Raw genomic sequence first — 15,521 nt, forward strand, 5'->3', positions numbered from 1 at the left:
GCAGAAGCAGAAGAGCTAGAGGAAGTAGAAGTAATTGCGGAAACGGAAGAGTCAGAAGAAGTAGAAGTGATTGCAGAAATAAAAGCACCTGTAGTAGAGACATTTGTAGCACTTGAGGAAATTCAGCAAGAAGATGAAGCGATTGAACAAAAGAGTGAATTCATACATGTAGCTGAGGCTGATGAACAGACAAAGAACGACGTTCAAAGCTTTGCGAATGTTTTACTTGCAGAAACAGAAGAAAATAAACGAGTTGTAGAAGAAGCGCCAGTCGCAGAAGAACAACGAGTTGTAGAAGAAGCGCCGGTCGCAGAAGAACAACCAGTTGTAAAAAAAGAAGAACCAAAACGTGAGAAAAAGCGTCATGTACCATTTAATGTTGTTATGTTGAAACAAGATAGAACACGATTAATGGAAAGACATGCAGCTAGGGCAAATGCAATGCAGCATTCTGTTAATGTACGAGTAGAGAATAGACCAGTGCAACAAGTAGTAGCAGAACCACAAGTGGAAGAACAACCAATGCAACAAGTAGTAGCAGAACCACAAGTGGAAGAACAACCAATGCAGCAAGTAGTAGCAGAACCACAAGTGGACCAATGCAGCAGGTGGTAGCAGAACCACAAGTGGAAGAACAACCAATGCAGCAGGTGGTAGCAGAACCACAAGTGGAAGAACAACCAATGCACCAATGCAGCAGGTGGTAGTAGAATCACAAGTGGAAGAACAACCAATGCAGCAGGTGGTAGTAGAATCACAAGTGGAAGAACAACCAATGCAGCAGGTGGTAGTAGAATCACAAGTAGAAGAGCAATCAGTGCAGCAAGTAGTAGCAGAGCCACAAATGGAAGAACGCCCAGTGCAGCAAGTAGTGGAAGAGCAAGTACAAAAGCCAATTTCAAGTACGGAAGTACAAGAGAAAGCATATGTTGTAAATCAAAGAGAGAACGATATGCGAAATGTATTGCACACACCACCGACATACACTGTTCCGCCATTAGCGCTGTTGTCGATTCCGCAGCAATCAGCGCTAGATAATACAGAATGGTTAGATGAGCAAAAAGAATTATTAGATACAACGTTTAATAATTTTCATGTTGGAGCACATGTTATTAATGTATCGCAAGGGCCAGCAGTAACTCGTTTTGAAGTGCAACCAGACCCAGGCGTGAAAGTAAATAAAATTACCAATTTAAGTGATGATATTAAGTTAAGTTTAGCTGCGAAAGATATTCGTATTGAAGCGCCGATTCCAGGGAAGAGTGCGATTGGAATTGAGGTTCCAAATAAAGAAAGTAAGCCAGTATTTCTTCGTGAAATTTTAAGAAGTCCTGTATTCACAAAGAGTGAATCACCGCTTACTGTTGCGCTTGGACTTGATATTTCAGGTGATCCAATTGTAACAGATATTCGAAAAATGCCGCACGGACTTATTGCGGGTGCAACGGGTTCAGGTAAAAGTGTGTGTATTAACGCGATTTTAACGAGTATTTTATATAAAGCGAAACCGCATGAAGTGAAGTTAATGTTAATTGATCCGAAGATGGTTGAGCTTGCACCATACAATTCTGTTCCACATCTTGTAGCACCTGTTATTACGGATGTAAAAGCAGCGACAGCGGCTTTAAAGTGGGCAGTCGAAGAGATGGAACGCCGTTATGAATTGTTTGCGCACGCTGGTGCTCGTGATTTAACTCGTTACAATACGATTGTAAGTGAGCGAGAAATTCCAGGAGAAACATTACCTTATATCGTTATTGTCATTGACGAGTTAGCCGACTTAATGATGGTAGCACCTGGTGATGTTGAGGAAGCGATTTGTCGTATTGCGCAAAAAGCACGTGCTTGTGGTATTCATTTATTAGTAGCGACGCAGCGTCCATCTGTAGATGTTATTACAGGTTTAATTAAGTCAAACATTCCAACGCGTATTGCGTTTACTGTATCATCTCAAGTTGATTCGCGTACGATTATTGATATTGGAGGCGCGGAGAAATTACTTGGCCGTGGTGATATGTTATTTTTAGGGAACGGTACATCTAAGCCAGTTCGTGTACAAGGTGTATATGTATCGGATGATGAGATCGAAAAGACAGTTGATCATGTGAGAAAGCAAATGAAGCCGAATTACTTATTTAAGCAAGAGGATTTATTAGCGAAAACAGAACAGGCTGAGTCGGAAGACGAATTGTTCTTTGAAGCATGTCAATTTGTTGTAGAACAAGGGGGAGCGTCCACATCTTCTGTACAGCGAAAATTCCGCATCGGTTATAATCGCGCGGCACGTCTCATTGAGGAGATGCAATCGCAAGGAATTATTTCTGAAGCAAGAGGGACGAAGCCAAGAGATGTCCTTATTTCTGAGGATGAATTCGCTGCTATGCAGGAAACGAATGTATAGTCCACGGTTTTGCTGTATACTAATAGAAAATGTTGGATAGTAAAGTAGGGAGTAAAGCGACATGAAAGAAATTGAATTAAAATTAAAAGGTGAAATAAATCGACTAACAAATAAAACATTTAAATTTGACGAACGAGTTGGAGAAGGTTGGTTCTCCGCCGTTTACTTTTTAAAAACTAGAGAAATTATTGAAGAATTTCGCCCGAAAAGTGTTGTAACGATGCAATTTTTCCAAAAAGAAAATGCAGTTCTTTGCGGAACAGATGAAGTAATTGCATTGCTACAAACATTCGCTAAAAATCCTGAGGAACTTGAAATTAACTCTTTAAAAGATGGCGATAAAATTAGTCCATTTGAAACAGTGTTAACAATTCATGGTCCTTATGAGAATTTCGGATTTTTAGAAGGTGTTATTGATGGGATTTTAGCTCGTCGTACATCGGTTGCAACAAACGTATATAATGTTGTCCAAGCTGCGCGTAGTGTAGATAAAGAAAAACCAGTTATTTTCATGGGAGATCGTGACGATCATTATACACAACAAGCTGGTGACGGTTATGCAGCATACATCGGAGGTATGAGCGCACAAGCGACGCATGCAATGAATGAATGGTGGGGCAGAAGTGGTATGGGAACAATGCCTCACGCATTAATTCAAATGTTTAATGGTGATGTTGTAGAAGCGGCAAAAGCATATCATAAGAAATTTCCAGAAGATGAATTAGTTGTACTAATTGATTACAATAATGATGTTATTACAGATGCACTTCGTGTAGCGCGTGAATTTGGATCAACATTAAAAGGTGTGCGTGTAGATACGTCTCGCACAATGATTGATCAATACTTTATTCGCCACCCAGAAGTACTTGGAACATTTGATCCACGTGGTGTAAATCCATCTCTTGTATTTGCACTTCGCAAGGCGCTTGATGAAGAAGGATTCCAGCATGTAGACATCGTTGTAACTGGTGGATTTGATGAAAAGCGTATTCGTGAATTTGAAGCTCAAAAGGTACCTGTTGACATATATGGGGTAGGGAGTAGCTTGTTAAAAATGAATATTGGCTTTACTGGTGATAATGTAGAATTAAATGGGAAACCAGAAGCAAAAGCTGGTCGTAAATATCGTCCAAACCCACGTTTAGAGCGTGTTCAATTAGAAAAAAGAGAAGATATGTAAAAGAGAGGAAAACTGATAGGTGATTGACCCTATCAGTTTTTCTGTTATCATAGTATAGCGGCTTCTTTTTTGCTATAATGGACTTGTTATGGACATATAAAGAAGTACGTACGAGTTTATCCTGATAAGTGAAGGGAAAGAATAACCTCACTACATCAAAAATGTATGATGATTACCAAAATAAGAAAAGATTCATATACTGTCTTATAGATAGGCCGTTGTATTAGTTCGAAATGTTGGAGGTTCTTTAAGATGACAGTTTACCATTTTGTAGGAATTAAAGGAACAGGAATGAGTTCATTAGCGCAAATTCTTCATGATATGAAGCATACTGTTCAAGGGTCTGATTATGAAAAGCGTTTCTTTACACAAACAGCGTTAGAAAAGCGTAGTATCTCGATCCTTCCTTTTGATAAGAATAATGTAGAAGAAGGACAAGTGATTATTGCAGGAAATGCATTTCCTGATACGCATGAAGAAATCGTAGCAGCAAAAGAATTGAACATCCCAGTACATCGTTACCATCACTTCTTAGGTGACCTTATGAGCCAATACACAAGTGTTGCTGTAACTGGTGCACACGGAAAGACATCAACAACAGGTTTGTTAGCCCATGTAATGCAAGGTGCACATCCTACATCTTACCTTATTGGAGATGGAACAGGGCATGGGGTAGAAAATAGTAAGTATTTTGTATTTGAAGCTTGTGAGTATCGTCGTCATTTCTTGTCTTACAATCCAGACTATGCAATTATGACGAATATTGATTTTGATCATCCAGATTATTTTGCAGACATCAATGATGTATTCAGTGCATTCCAAGAGATGGCATTGCAAGTGAAAAAAGGCATTATTGCATGTGGAGATGATGAAGAACTTCAAAAAATTCAAGCGAAAGTACCTGTTATTTTCTATGGATTTGGAGAAGATAATGATTTCCAAGCACGTAACATCCAAAAGAGAACAGATGGCACGATATTCGATGTATTCGTTCGTAATACGTACTATGACACGTTCAAAATTACAGGATACGGCAATCACAGCGTATTAAATGCGTTAGCAGTAATCGCACTTTGCCATTATGAAAACGTTGATGTAGAAGCAGTAAAACATCAATTAACAACTTTTGAAGGCGTAAAACGTCGCTTTAATGAAAAGCCGATGGGAGAGCAAGTTATTATCGATGACTACGCACACCATCCGACAGAAATTAATGCAACGATTGAAGCAGCTCGTCAAAAACATCCAGAGCGTGAAGTTGTCGCTGTATTCCAGCCGCATACATTCTCACGTACAGAAAAGTTCTTAGATGAGTTCGCTGAAAGCTTAAGCAAAGCTGATCAAGTATACTTATGTGATATTTTCGGATCAGCACGCGAAAACAAAGGTGAATTAACAATTGAAGATCTGCAAAAGCGTATTGATGGTGCAGAACTAATTACAGATACAACAACGGATGTATTAAAGAAACATAAAAACGGCGTTCTAATTTTCATGGGCGCAGGTGACATCCAAAAATTCGAAGCAGCTTACGTAAAAGAAGTTCAAGTTGCAGAGAAATAATAGAAAAGACGCATAGCTGTGGCTGTGCGTCTTTTTTTGTTGTGTTCAACTTTTATCCCGCATTAACGTGCAATAAGACCCCCACTGATTAAAGTTTCACTTTATTTATGTATTGACCTAGAGCTAACTCTAGGTTGTAAGATGAAAATGTAAAAACAAGGGGGAGAGAACATGTATAAAATCGGCGAAGTAGCAGAATTAACAGGGATGAGCATTCACACTTTGCGCTACTATGAGAAATTAGGTTTATTACCACCACCAACGCGAAATAGCGGTATTCGTCAATATACAGAAGGCGATGTACGTTTATTAAAATTTTTATATTCATTAAAACAAACTGGGATGTCATTAGAAGAGATGGCTGAGTTTGCAAGTGATGGGTGCATTATAGAGGAAATTAGGCAGAAGAAAGAGGAAGTACCAGCGAAAGTAAAAAAGAGAATTTCCATTTTAACAACTCACTTGGAGCGATTAAAAGAACAGCAGGAACAATTGCAAAAAGTTGTTCAGCTAACGGAGGAGAAGTTAGAAATTTATTACGGTTTTCTAGAAGAAAAAGACTTGGAGGCCGGCAATGAAAAATAAAGTATATACGCAGTTATTAGGTTTTGCGATATTTACTGGTGGGACATTTAATGCTTCGAAATATGCGGTGCAGTATTTCGAAGCAATTCATATAGCAGCATGGCGTTTTGGGATTGCTGCATTTGTGATGTTATGTTTGTTAAAAATACGAAAAGATTTTGATTTGGAAGTATGGATGCAGAATAGGACCTATTATCTTTTGCTAGGTATTGTTGGTGTATTCGGCTTTAACTTCTTTTTCTTTTTAGGAATGAAATATACAGAAGCTGTTAATGGTGCACTTATTATGGCGACAAATCCTCTCGTTACGACGCTGTTAGCAAGTGTCATTTTACGAGAGAAAATTGTGAAGCGCCAAGCAATTGGAATGTTACTTGCACTAATTGGCGTTGTTTTTGTACTTACACAAGGTTCGTTTACAATACTACAACATTTATCATTTTCAAAAGGGGATTTTTATATTTTATTAGGGAATATTTGCTGGGTGTTATACGGCGTGCTAGGCAGAAGGTTTATTAAAACTGGTAATCCAATACAAACGACGACATATACGATGACTATTGGTGCACTTGCCTTTATTATCATATCTTCTACACAAAAAAGTATAGTACCAGTTTTAGAAATTCCTTGGTTGGCATGGGGAGCGATTCTCTTTATGGCAATTGGAATGAGTGTGCTTGGTTACTTATGGTGGAATAATGGAATTGCTCAAATTGGGGCAGCAAGGACATCTTTATTTTTTAATCTAGTGCCTGTTGTTACAATACTTATTTCTTTTATTGAAGGAGTCAATATAACATCTGCACAATCTGTAGGAATGATATTAGTTATTACGGGAGTATTGTATTCTTCTGGTTTTATACAAAGAAAATCAAAAGAAAGTGTTAATATTTAACTTTTTACATCTAAAAATGTTAGAATAATAAGAAAAATAAAAAGGGGACTAAAAAACATGTTCACACTCCGAGTAGATGACGAAATCGAACTACAATTACTAGAAAAACATCATAAAGAAGAATTATATCAATTAATAGACCAAAACCGTAATCATTTACGAAAATGGCTTCCTTGGGTAGATGGGACAAAATCTGCTGATGCTTATGATGAGATTTTTCCGATGTGGTTAAAGAAATTTGCAGAGGGAGACGGTTTTGAAAGTGGTATACGTTACAAAGGAAAGCTCGTTGGGATGGTAGGTATTCATCCAGTGAGCTGGGGGAAGAGAGCGGCGAGTCTTGGGTATTACCTTGCAGAAGATGCTGGAGGAAAAGGCGTTATGACACGTAGCGTAAAGGCTGTGCTTCACTATGCATTTGAGAATTTAAAATTAAATAAAATGGAAATTAGATGCGGTGTTGAAAATGTGAAAAGCCGCGCTATTCCAGAGCGTTTAGGGTTTAAATTAGATGGTATTTTAAGAGATGAAGAATGGTTATATGATCATTTTCATGATATCGCTGTATATAGTTTATTAGCTTCAGAATGGAAAGATATTCGATGAACGAGAAGATTCGTATTATTCCGTATGAAAGTGCGTTTCAAGAGGAAGTAGTAGATCTTATCGTTCATATTCAGCAAAAAGAGTATAATGTTCCCATTACGAAAGAAGAGCAACCTGATTTACTTGAAATAGAAACATTCTATCAAAAGGATCACGGAAACTTTTGGGTAGCACTTTATGATGGGAAAGTAGTTGGAACAGTAGCTTTATTAGATATTGAGAATCATCAAGTAGCGCTAAGAAAAATGTTCGTACAAAAAGAGTTTCGTGGAAAAGAATGTGGCGCGTCATATATGTTGCTTCAAACAGCAATTTCATGGGCTGAGGATAAAAAGTTGAAAGATATTTATTTAGGAACAACAGTAAAATTTTTAGCGGCACATCGCTTTTATGAAAAGAATGGTTTTCAAAGTGTGAGTATAGATGAGTTGCCGAAAAACTTTCCAGTGTTACAGGTAGATAAGAAATTTTATAGGTACATTGTGAAAAAGGTCATCTAGAAATGGCCTTTTTCTATGAACCAAAATGGAAATAGTGGTATAATTTGGATTAGGGGGTGTAGGTATGAACTTTCCAATTCAAAGAAGTAAGTCAGTAGTCATTTTCGTTTGTCTTACGTTAGCTTTTATGTGTATATATCCAATTGTCATGCTTTTCACTAATAAAGCGCATTGGATGTCAGCGTTGATTGGGATGGGTTTATGCTTCATTGTAAATGTACCACTCGTTTGGGAAGTATTTATTAAAAAACATAAAGTAGAAAATGGCGTATTAAAGTACGGTATTCTAAATGATGATGTTGTATTAAAAGATATAAGAGTTGTTCGTCAAGTTGGAAAGTATCTTGAAATTACGACGAATGCATATAAAGTACATATGGTTGCGATGCCGCAAGATATGAATGAATTTTTGGCGCTTATCGAGAAAGAAAATCCACATGTGAAAATAGAAATGGTAGGTAAGAAATGAAATATGTAAAACCTTTGTTTTGTTTGGAAATTTTGCTTGTGTTTGCTATCTGCACTAGAGTATATATGAAATGGGATCTGCCCTTATATGAACCAATATTAATAGGTACTATCGCAGTGGCGCTTTTATATTATTTTCATTTTCAGCAAACAAAAAGTAAGAACAGTAGATCAATATAGGGTGAGGATAATAAAAAACGCTCGGATATAATTCCGAGCGTTTTTTATTATTTTAAGTTCTCTGGGTTTAAAGCTTCTAATTCAGGTACAACGAAGCGTCCGTCTTTACGGATTAGTACGTCGTCGAAGTAAATTTCACCGCCGCCGTATTCAGGGCGTTGGATGCATACTAAATCCCAGTGGATGTTTGAGTTGTTACCATTCCATGCATCGTCGTAAGCTTGTCCAGGAGTGAAGTGGAAGCTGCCATCGATTTTTTCATCGAATAGGATGTCTCCCATTGGATGTAAGATGTATGGGTTTACGCCGATTGCGAATTCACCAACGTAGCGTGCGCCTTCGTCTGTATCGAAGATTTTATTAATGCGTTCTGAATCGTTTGCAGTTGCTTCAACGATTTGACCGTTCTCGAACTTAAGTTGTACATTTTCAAATGTATAACCGTTGTAAGGAGATGGTGTGTTGTAAGAAACTGTACCGTTAACAGAGTCACGAACTGGTGCAGAGTATACTTCACCATCTGGAATGTTTAAATGACCTGAGCATTTAATTGCTGGAATGTCTTTAATAGAGAATGTTAAGTCAGTTCCAGGACCAGTTAAACGAACTTTATCTGTTTTATTCATTAATGTAACAAGGCTATCCATCGCCTTATCCATTTTACCGTAGTCTAAGTTACAAACTTCGAAGTAGAAGTCTTCGAAAGCTTCTGTGCTCATTTTAGCAAGCTGTGCCATAGAAGCATTTGGGTAGCGAAGAACAACCCAACGTGTTTTTGGAACGCGAATATCTCTATGAACTTTTTTCCCAACTGTTTGGCCATGAACTTTCATGCGCTCACTTGGAACGTCAGCCTGTTCATTAATATTATCGCCAGAGCGAAGACCGATATAAGCGTCCATGTCTTTCATTACGCTTGCTTCATATGCAGCGATTTGTTCGAAATGTTCTTCAGTAGCACCCATTAATAAAGAGCGATCTACTTGATGATCTTTTAAAGAGACGAATGGGAAACCACCAGCTGCATATGCTTCTTTTACAAGTGCAGTTACAAGTTCTTTTTGTAAGCCAAAGTTTTCAATTAATACTTTTTCACCTTTTTGTAAGCGGATAGAGTAGTTAATTAAATTGTATGCTAACTTTTCAATACGTGGATCTTTCATATGTAAAGCCTCCCTACTAATTATGTATCCTCTCCTATTGTAACCTACTTAGTGGAATTTGTTGAATGATTTATGTTACAGTTAACGAATAAGTATGAAAATTCTAATGATGAGATAGGGATTAGAATGAAACGGAAAATGATTGTATAATAGGGGAAAGTATGAAAAAGATAAAGGAAGTGATGAAATGCAAGTTCTTTTATATGTAAGTGCGGCTATTATCGCGGTTGCTTTCGCAGTATTAGTAGTGTATGTATGCAGAACGTTGTTATCGGTTCAGAAGACGTTAGAAAACGTTGCAAGCACGTTAGAAGGTTTAGAAAAACAAATGCAAGGAATTAGCGTAGAGACAGAGCAATTATTACATAAAACGAATGCGTTAGCTGATGATATTCAACAGAAGTCACAGTCATTAAATAAAGTGGTAGCGGGTGTAGATGGGATTGGAACGACAATCCAATCCTTAAATACGAAGCTTCGTAATGTATCAGACTCTGTAACGGACGAAATTGAAAATAACGCTGATAAAGTAGCGCAAGTTGTACAGTGGAGCAGTGCGGCGATTGAAGTATACAATCATTACCGTGCGTCGAGACAAGAGAAGAAGGTTGAAAAAGAAGAGCGTAAATTAGAAAGAATTGAGAAAAACGCTGAAAAGAAAGAGAAGCGCTCTAGATTTCGTATGAGAGGTGAATCGTGATGAATATGACAAAGCTTGAAACAATTGAAGAGCTTGAAGTCTTAGTAGAAAAGAATGAGCCGTATGTTCTTTTTAAACATAGTACGACATGCCCGATTAGTCACGGTGCATACACAGAATTTCAAGCGTATTGCAGTGAAGAAAGAGAAGTGCCAGCGTATTACTTATACGTACAAGATGCAAGAGATGTGTCAAATCGTGTTGCAGAACAATACAGTATTAGACATGAATCCCCGCAAGTGTTATACATAAAAGATGGGATGGTAGTATGGAATACATCTCATTGGAATATTAAAAAAGATGCTTTAGAAGAGAATATAAAGTAAAAAGAAGCAAGCTAAAGGTGCTTGCTTCTTTTTTTTTGTTTTTGTTGAAATATATTTAGTGGTACACTATTAATAGTTCAAACTAAATAACTAGATTGTTGAAAGTAGGTTTTAAGTAATGAAGAAAATGGCATTATCCTTCGCAGTCGTAAGTTTATTACTGGGAGCTTGTAGTAACAATAGTAATACGATTAGTAAGAAGGATGAAGTTATACAAAAAGATACAAAAGAAAAAAGTATGATTCCGAGAACTGCTGTTTCTAAAGATTATTATAGAACTGTTATTCCTTTAAAAGAACAAAAGGTTATTAATACAGCTAATATAAAAACAAATTCTAAATTAGATTTAGCAGAGTATGAAAATGGTTTAATAAATATTGCAACGCAGCAATTTGATACAGAGAGTCACGTACTGCAATTAAATCAGTATATTCCAGAGAAACTAGTTGATGAACTAGTTGCGAAAGTAGAAGCGCCAGTTTTGACGAATATTATAGAACAAGACTATTTTGGAAAACAGAATTCAAATGAATTAAGTTTATCTGGTGTTATGATTGGCTTAGCTATGTCTTCAAGTGTATCGAATGAAGAAGCTATGTCTAAAGGGTCTGAAGTTGCTAAACAACTTATTGAAGCTATTAACAAAAATGATAAATATAACAAATCTCCAATTACGTTTGCTATCTTTAAGCAAGAAAGTACAAGTTCTTTAAAAAATGGTACGTATATTGCTAGTGCTACTGTTCAAAAGAATGATATGAACCTTGGAAATTGGAGTACAATTGATGAAAAGTCGTATTCATATCCTTCTGATGAATTTACACAAGCACATGGAGAAGATAATACAAAAATAAATAACTTTGCTAAGGAAATAAAAGGTTTTTCTAATGGAGATTTTATTCCAGTCAATGCAAAAGTTTCTTATAAGAAAGATCAAATGGATACATTAAATATGAATATTGTTATTAAATATAACGGTAAAACAGAATTAATGGCTCTTACCCAATTGGCTGCTCAAGGTATGTTAGACAAATTGCCTAAAGATGCGAAAGTACAATTACAGATCAAGTCCGAGAGTAAAATTGAGGCCGTTATTATAAAAGAGAAAAACAGTGATAAACCGTTTGTTTCCTTCTTGTAAAAAAGACAGTATGTAAACTGTCTTTTTTTATTTTAAATGAAAATATAAAAGGTTTTTTGATGGTAATTCATTGCTGTATATCGTGTGACAATCGTATATGTATCAACTATAATAAGTTATCTTAAAAAAAGTAATATATAGGGATTTGAAAGAGATGGCTTTCTTATGGCATCACAACAATTAGGTCGTTTACGTTCTGAAATTGATCAACTTAATTTACAAATATTAGAGTTACTAAACGAAAGAGGTCGTCTCGTACAAGAAGTTGGTAATTTAAAAGAAGTATAAGGTGTGAAACGTTTTGATCCTGTACGTGAAAGAAATATACTGGATTTAATTGCAGAGAATAATAATGGTCCATTTGAAACTTCGACTTTATAACATATTTTCAAACAAATTTTTCAAGTTGGTTTAAAGTTACAAGAAGAGGATCATCGTAAAGCACTACTTGTTTCTTGTAAGAAAAAAACAGAAGATACGATTGTTGAAATTAATGGTGAAAAAATTGGTAACGGAAATTAGCATTTTATTATGGGACCGTGTGCAGTGGAAAGTTATGAACAAGTACGTCAAGTTGTTGAAGCAATGAAAGAGCAACGCGTAATACGCTTGATATTTCCGCTGTACCGATTTTAAAGAAAGAGACACATTTACCTGTCGTTTTTGATGTAACGCATTCTACAGAGAGACGTGACCTTCTCTTACTAACTGCAAAAGCAGCGATGGCAATTGGTGCAAACGCAATTATGGCTGAAGTACATCCAAATCCAGCTGTAGCTTTATCAGATGCGGCGCAGCAAATGAATATCCCGCAGTTCAATGATTTTATGAATGAATTAAAATCATTTGGAAGTAAATTATAAAAACTTTTAATGAGCTGTTCCAAAAAGGCATTTTGGGACAGCTGTATAGCGACTGTCATTGTCGATTTTTGTTGGGAAGTTGGTATATTAAAAAAATCGCTGATATAATTAGAGTTGTGGTCGATATATTTGGGAAATCGCCGATATATTTCGAGTTACGGTTCATATATTCGAAAAATCGCCGATATAAATTTCATTTACTATCGTACTGCTTAAAATAAGATTTCTACTTAGGAAATATCTATTTTTTTACAAAAAATGCCCTTTTTTCATAAAAAATACGAAAATACGAGAAAAGAAGCGAATTTTTTCGAAACTTTTGCGGGAAAATATTGTATGAGCCTGCGTTTATATCGTATCATTAGTAAAAGGAAGAACTCGGGACGATTGGTGGCATCTGCAAATAGAGTTGATGTCTTTTTTTCATTCAAGTAACCGATACATAAAAATAGATAACAAAAATAGAAGGAGTGTGCGATGAGATGAACGTAACAATCTATGATGTAGCGCGCGAAGCGAACGTTTCAATGGCTACCGTATCACGCGTTGTGAACGGTAACCCAAATGTAAAGCCTACAACAAGAAAGAAAGTATTAGAAGCAATTGATCGTTTAGGATACCGTCCAAATGCGGTAGCACGTGGACTAGCAAGTAAGAAGACAACTACGGTAGGTGTTATTATTCCTGATATCTCAAATACGTTTTATGCAGAACTTGCACGTGGAATTGAAGATATCGCAACAATGTACAAATATAACATCATTTTAAGTAACTCTGATCAAAACAAAGAGAAAGAGTTCCATCTATTAAATACGATGCTTGGAAAACAAGTGGACGGAATTGTTTTCATGGGTGAAGATATTACAGACATTCACATTGAAGAATTTAAAAAATCTCCAGTACCAATTGTATTAGCAGCGTCATTTGATGAGCAAAATGAAACGCCATCAGTAAATATTGATTATACACAAGCAGCTTACGATGCAATGAAGCACTTTATCGAGCAAGGACATAAGCGTATCGGTTTCGTCTCTGGTCCATTCATTGATAAAGCGGGAAGCGCGAAGAAGTTACAAGGTTATAAAAAAGCTTTAGAAGAAGAAGGTATTTCATATGATGAAAATCTTGTAATCGATGGAGATTACACATATGACTCAGGTATCGAAGCATTCGAAAAGCTTTGGAGCAATGATGAAAAGCCAACAGCAATCTTCGTGTCTTCTGATGAAATGGCACTAGGTGTAATCCATGCAGCACAAGATGCTGGATTAAACGTACCAACTGACGTAGAAGTACTTGGTTTCGATAATACACGCCTTGCATTAATGGTTCGTCCGCAGCTTTCAACAGTTGTACAACCGATGTATGATATCGGTGCAGTAGCAATGCGTCTATTAACAAAGTATATGAACAAAGAAAAAGTGGAAGATCACACTGTTATCTTACCTCACCGTATCCAATTTAGAGATTCAACGAAATAAGTATAAAAAAGCTCACAGCGATTGCTGTGAGCTTTTATTCATATTCAGGATAATATTTTTCAATTACTGTATCTACAGTTTCATTTTTCTTAACGTGTAAAAATTTTGCGTACAATTCTTTTCCAGTTTCAAATGGCGTATCGTCTAATTCAAATACATGTAACACTTTTCGGAACGTCCATGTGATTTGCTCATCATACATATTATCGTATGTGTGCTCCGATTGTATAGCTATCTTTTCACCTAGTTCATGAGCTTCTTCTAAACTGTTTGCTTTAACAAGAATAATACTTTCTTCAAAAAGTGTATCGTGATTCTCTTCATAATGCTCATCCATTTTCATAGGATGAGGCTCACCAGAAGGAACAGACTCAAACAATAATTTTACAGCGTACATATTATGCTGCATGTTTCACCTTATAAATAATACTTGCGACAAGCGAAGCAGGTATTGTAAATACGTTACTTTGATAATGGTAATGCACTTGGGATTCTTCATAAGACATGTTGTCATATAGTTCGTTTTGTGAGACACTCATTTTTTTCTGTTTTTCTTTGAGTATTTTAATGTAGTTGTACTGTATTGGGACGAGAATGATGAAATAAGCTAATACGATTAGTGAAATCCAAATCATTATGAACACTCCCTTACAAAGAATATTTGTATATGGTAATTATATCAATTTATATGAGGGGTATCCATATTTTTCTAGTGGTCAATTTCTTTTCCAAAATGCAAAAAGTTCTTCAGCGCTTCGTAAATTATGTTCAAGGCATGTTTGTGCAGTGCGTTTAAAATTTTTTATTAAATGCTCTAGCCTAGAAGAATCATAGTGCTTTGCTTTTCCATCTACAATCGTTTTATCTTTTTTTTAAGTTAAGTGATATTTTTAGCAAAGTTACATTTGTTTCTATTTGTACAACTTCCATGTAAAAAAAAATTTTGTCTAAGTCGATTGTAATATAATCAAATCGCTCTACTTGTTTAAAATATCCTACAATATCATCTTCCAATTGAAATCCTCCCTAGTATATAGCTTACCTGGAAGAGTTCTCTATAGATTGTATGATTCCTTGTTATATGTCACATAAGTGTAAAAATAACTATTATAGGGCAATGTCATGTATAATAGAAAGAAAAGGCTTGTGAGGGGGGAAAAGAGATGATCGTTCTTTGGATAATTACGCTTTGTATGACTGCTATTTTTGCATATATGACGTTAAAACAAAATGGTTTAAAGCGATTTGTTCCAGGAAGTATTCTTGCAGGAATTGCCCTTATCACGTATGTAATTTCTATTTTTATTGAAAGTGTATCAGTAGATATGAGCAAAAGTTTAATGTTTATTGGTATTACACTATTTGCAGGTAGCATTATGGTACTTATGGTTGCTGGTATTATTTTATTTATTCATATGAATTCGGAAACGTTATAGCATATAGAAAAGGCATGTCCCGAGGGACATGCC

The 15,521-nt window shown here is 36.1% G+C and carries 16 protein-coding genes and 3 pseudogenes; 15 read left to right on the plus strand and 4 right to left on the minus strand.

The window, feature by feature from the left end:
• The 9 genes and pseudogenes from DN403_RS31855 to DN403_RS31860 form a co-directional block, all read left to right on the plus strand.
• Positions 1-2,401, plus strand: a pseudogene (locus DN403_RS31855) (DNA translocase FtsK); the annotation flags it as partial.
• A 61-nt stretch (positions 2,402-2,462) separates the two neighbouring features.
• Complete coding sequence (locus DN403_RS22825; protein ID WP_000658372.1) at positions 2,463-3,581, plus strand: nicotinate phosphoribosyltransferase; 1,119 nt, start codon at positions 2,463-2,465, stop codon at positions 3,579-3,581.
• A 252-nt stretch (positions 3,582-3,833) separates the two neighbouring features.
• Positions 3,834-5,144, plus strand: coding sequence for a UDP-N-acetylmuramate--L-alanine ligase (gene murC / locus DN403_RS22830; RefSeq protein WP_000219469.1), 1,311 nt, complete (start codon positions 3,834-3,836; stop codon positions 5,142-5,144).
• Between the two features lie 171 nt (positions 5,145-5,315).
• Positions 5,316-5,729 (plus strand): MerR family transcriptional regulator, encoded by a 414-nt coding sequence (locus tag DN403_RS22835; protein ID WP_000276609.1) that lies wholly within the window; start codon positions 5,316-5,318, stop codon positions 5,727-5,729.
• On the plus strand, positions 5,719-6,624 hold the full coding sequence (locus DN403_RS22840; protein WP_149185763.1) for a DMT family transporter: 906 nt from the start codon (positions 5,719-5,721) through the stop codon (positions 6,622-6,624). The genes DN403_RS22835 and DN403_RS22840 overlap by 11 nt, the downstream gene beginning before the upstream one ends.
• 57 nt (positions 6,625-6,681) lie before the next feature.
• Positions 6,682-7,230 (plus strand): GNAT family N-acetyltransferase, encoded by a 549-nt coding sequence (locus DN403_RS22845; RefSeq protein ID WP_000494654.1) that lies wholly within the window; start codon positions 6,682-6,684, stop codon positions 7,228-7,230.
• Positions 7,227-7,730 (plus strand): GNAT family N-acetyltransferase, encoded by a 504-nt coding sequence (locus DN403_RS22850; protein WP_001003135.1) that lies wholly within the window; start codon positions 7,227-7,229, stop codon positions 7,728-7,730. Before DN403_RS22845 ends, DN403_RS22850 begins: the two co-directional genes overlap by 4 nt.
• A 64-nt stretch (positions 7,731-7,794) precedes the next feature.
• The gene (locus DN403_RS22855) at positions 7,795-8,199 is read left to right on the plus strand and encodes a PH domain-containing protein (RefSeq protein ID WP_001010622.1); all 405 of its coding nucleotides are present in this window, start codon (positions 7,795-7,797) and stop codon (positions 8,197-8,199) included.
• The gene (locus DN403_RS31860; RefSeq protein WP_023523191.1) at positions 8,196-8,378 is read left to right on the plus strand and encodes a hypothetical protein; all 183 of its coding nucleotides are present in this window, start codon (positions 8,196-8,198) and stop codon (positions 8,376-8,378) included. Before DN403_RS22855 ends, DN403_RS31860 begins: the two co-directional genes overlap by 4 nt.
• Before the next feature lie 47 nt (positions 8,379-8,425).
• Here the strand turns inward: DN403_RS31860 and DN403_RS22865 are convergent, their stop codons facing one another.
• The gene (locus DN403_RS22865) at positions 8,426-9,541 is read right to left on the minus strand and encodes an aminopeptidase (RefSeq protein ID WP_000654729.1); all 1,116 of its coding nucleotides are present in this window, start codon (positions 9,539-9,541) and stop codon (positions 8,426-8,428) included.
• Between the two features lie 187 nt (positions 9,542-9,728).
• Between DN403_RS22865 and DN403_RS22870 the strand changes: the two genes are divergently transcribed.
• The 5 genes and pseudogenes from DN403_RS22870 to ccpA all read left to right on the plus strand — a co-directional run bounded on the left by DN403_RS22870 (position 9,729) and on the right by ccpA (position 14,052).
• Positions 9,729-10,241 (plus strand): DUF948 domain-containing protein, encoded by a 513-nt coding sequence (locus DN403_RS22870; protein WP_001197721.1) that lies wholly within the window; start codon positions 9,729-9,731, stop codon positions 10,239-10,241.
• Complete coding sequence (ytxJ, locus tag DN403_RS22875; RefSeq protein ID WP_001057469.1) at positions 10,241-10,567, plus strand: bacillithiol system redox-active protein YtxJ; 327 nt, start codon at positions 10,241-10,243, stop codon at positions 10,565-10,567. Before DN403_RS22870 ends, ytxJ begins: the two co-directional genes overlap by 1 nt.
• 118 nt (positions 10,568-10,685) lie before the next feature.
• On the plus strand, positions 10,686-11,708 hold the full coding sequence (locus DN403_RS22880) for a CamS family sex pheromone protein (RefSeq protein ID WP_000738027.1): 1,023 nt from the start codon (positions 10,686-10,688) through the stop codon (positions 11,706-11,708).
• Between the two features lie 165 nt (positions 11,709-11,873).
• Positions 11,874-12,571, plus strand: a pseudogene (gene aroA / locus DN403_RS32370) (chorismate mutase).
• A gap of 482 nt (positions 12,572-13,053) precedes the next feature.
• The gene (gene ccpA, locus DN403_RS22900; protein WP_001103303.1) at positions 13,054-14,052 is read left to right on the plus strand and encodes a catabolite control protein A; all 999 of its coding nucleotides are present in this window, start codon (positions 13,054-13,056) and stop codon (positions 14,050-14,052) included.
• Positions 14,053-14,086: 34 nt separating this feature from the next.
• Here the strand turns inward: ccpA and DN403_RS22905 are convergent, their stop codons facing one another.
• The 3 genes and pseudogenes from DN403_RS22905 to dhp61 form a co-directional block, all read right to left on the minus strand.
• Complete coding sequence (locus tag DN403_RS22905) at positions 14,087-14,449, minus strand: DUF4288 domain-containing protein (RefSeq protein ID WP_003280329.1); 363 nt, start codon at positions 14,447-14,449, stop codon at positions 14,087-14,089.
• Position 14,450: 1 nt separating this feature from the next.
• A complete protein-coding gene (locus DN403_RS22910; RefSeq protein ID WP_000637885.1) occupies positions 14,451-14,687 on the minus strand; it encodes a DUF3949 domain-containing protein in 237 nt (78 codons plus the stop codon).
• An 81-nt stretch (positions 14,688-14,768) separates the two neighbouring features.
• Positions 14,769-15,066: pseudogene (gene dhp61, locus DN403_RS22915) on the minus strand (protein Dhp61).
• 149 nt (positions 15,067-15,215) lie between these two features.
• Between dhp61 and DN403_RS22920 the strand changes: the two are divergent.
• Positions 15,216-15,488 (plus strand): DUF3917 domain-containing protein, encoded by a 273-nt coding sequence (locus DN403_RS22920; RefSeq protein ID WP_000636586.1) that lies wholly within the window; start codon positions 15,216-15,218, stop codon positions 15,486-15,488.
• Positions 15,489-15,521 lie beyond the last annotated feature (33 nt).

The organism is Bacillus sp. AY2-1 (genome assembly GCF_008368965.1).
GTDB classification, from domain to species: Bacteria; Bacillota; Bacilli; order Bacillales; family Bacillaceae_G; genus Bacillus_A; species Bacillus_A thuringiensis_S.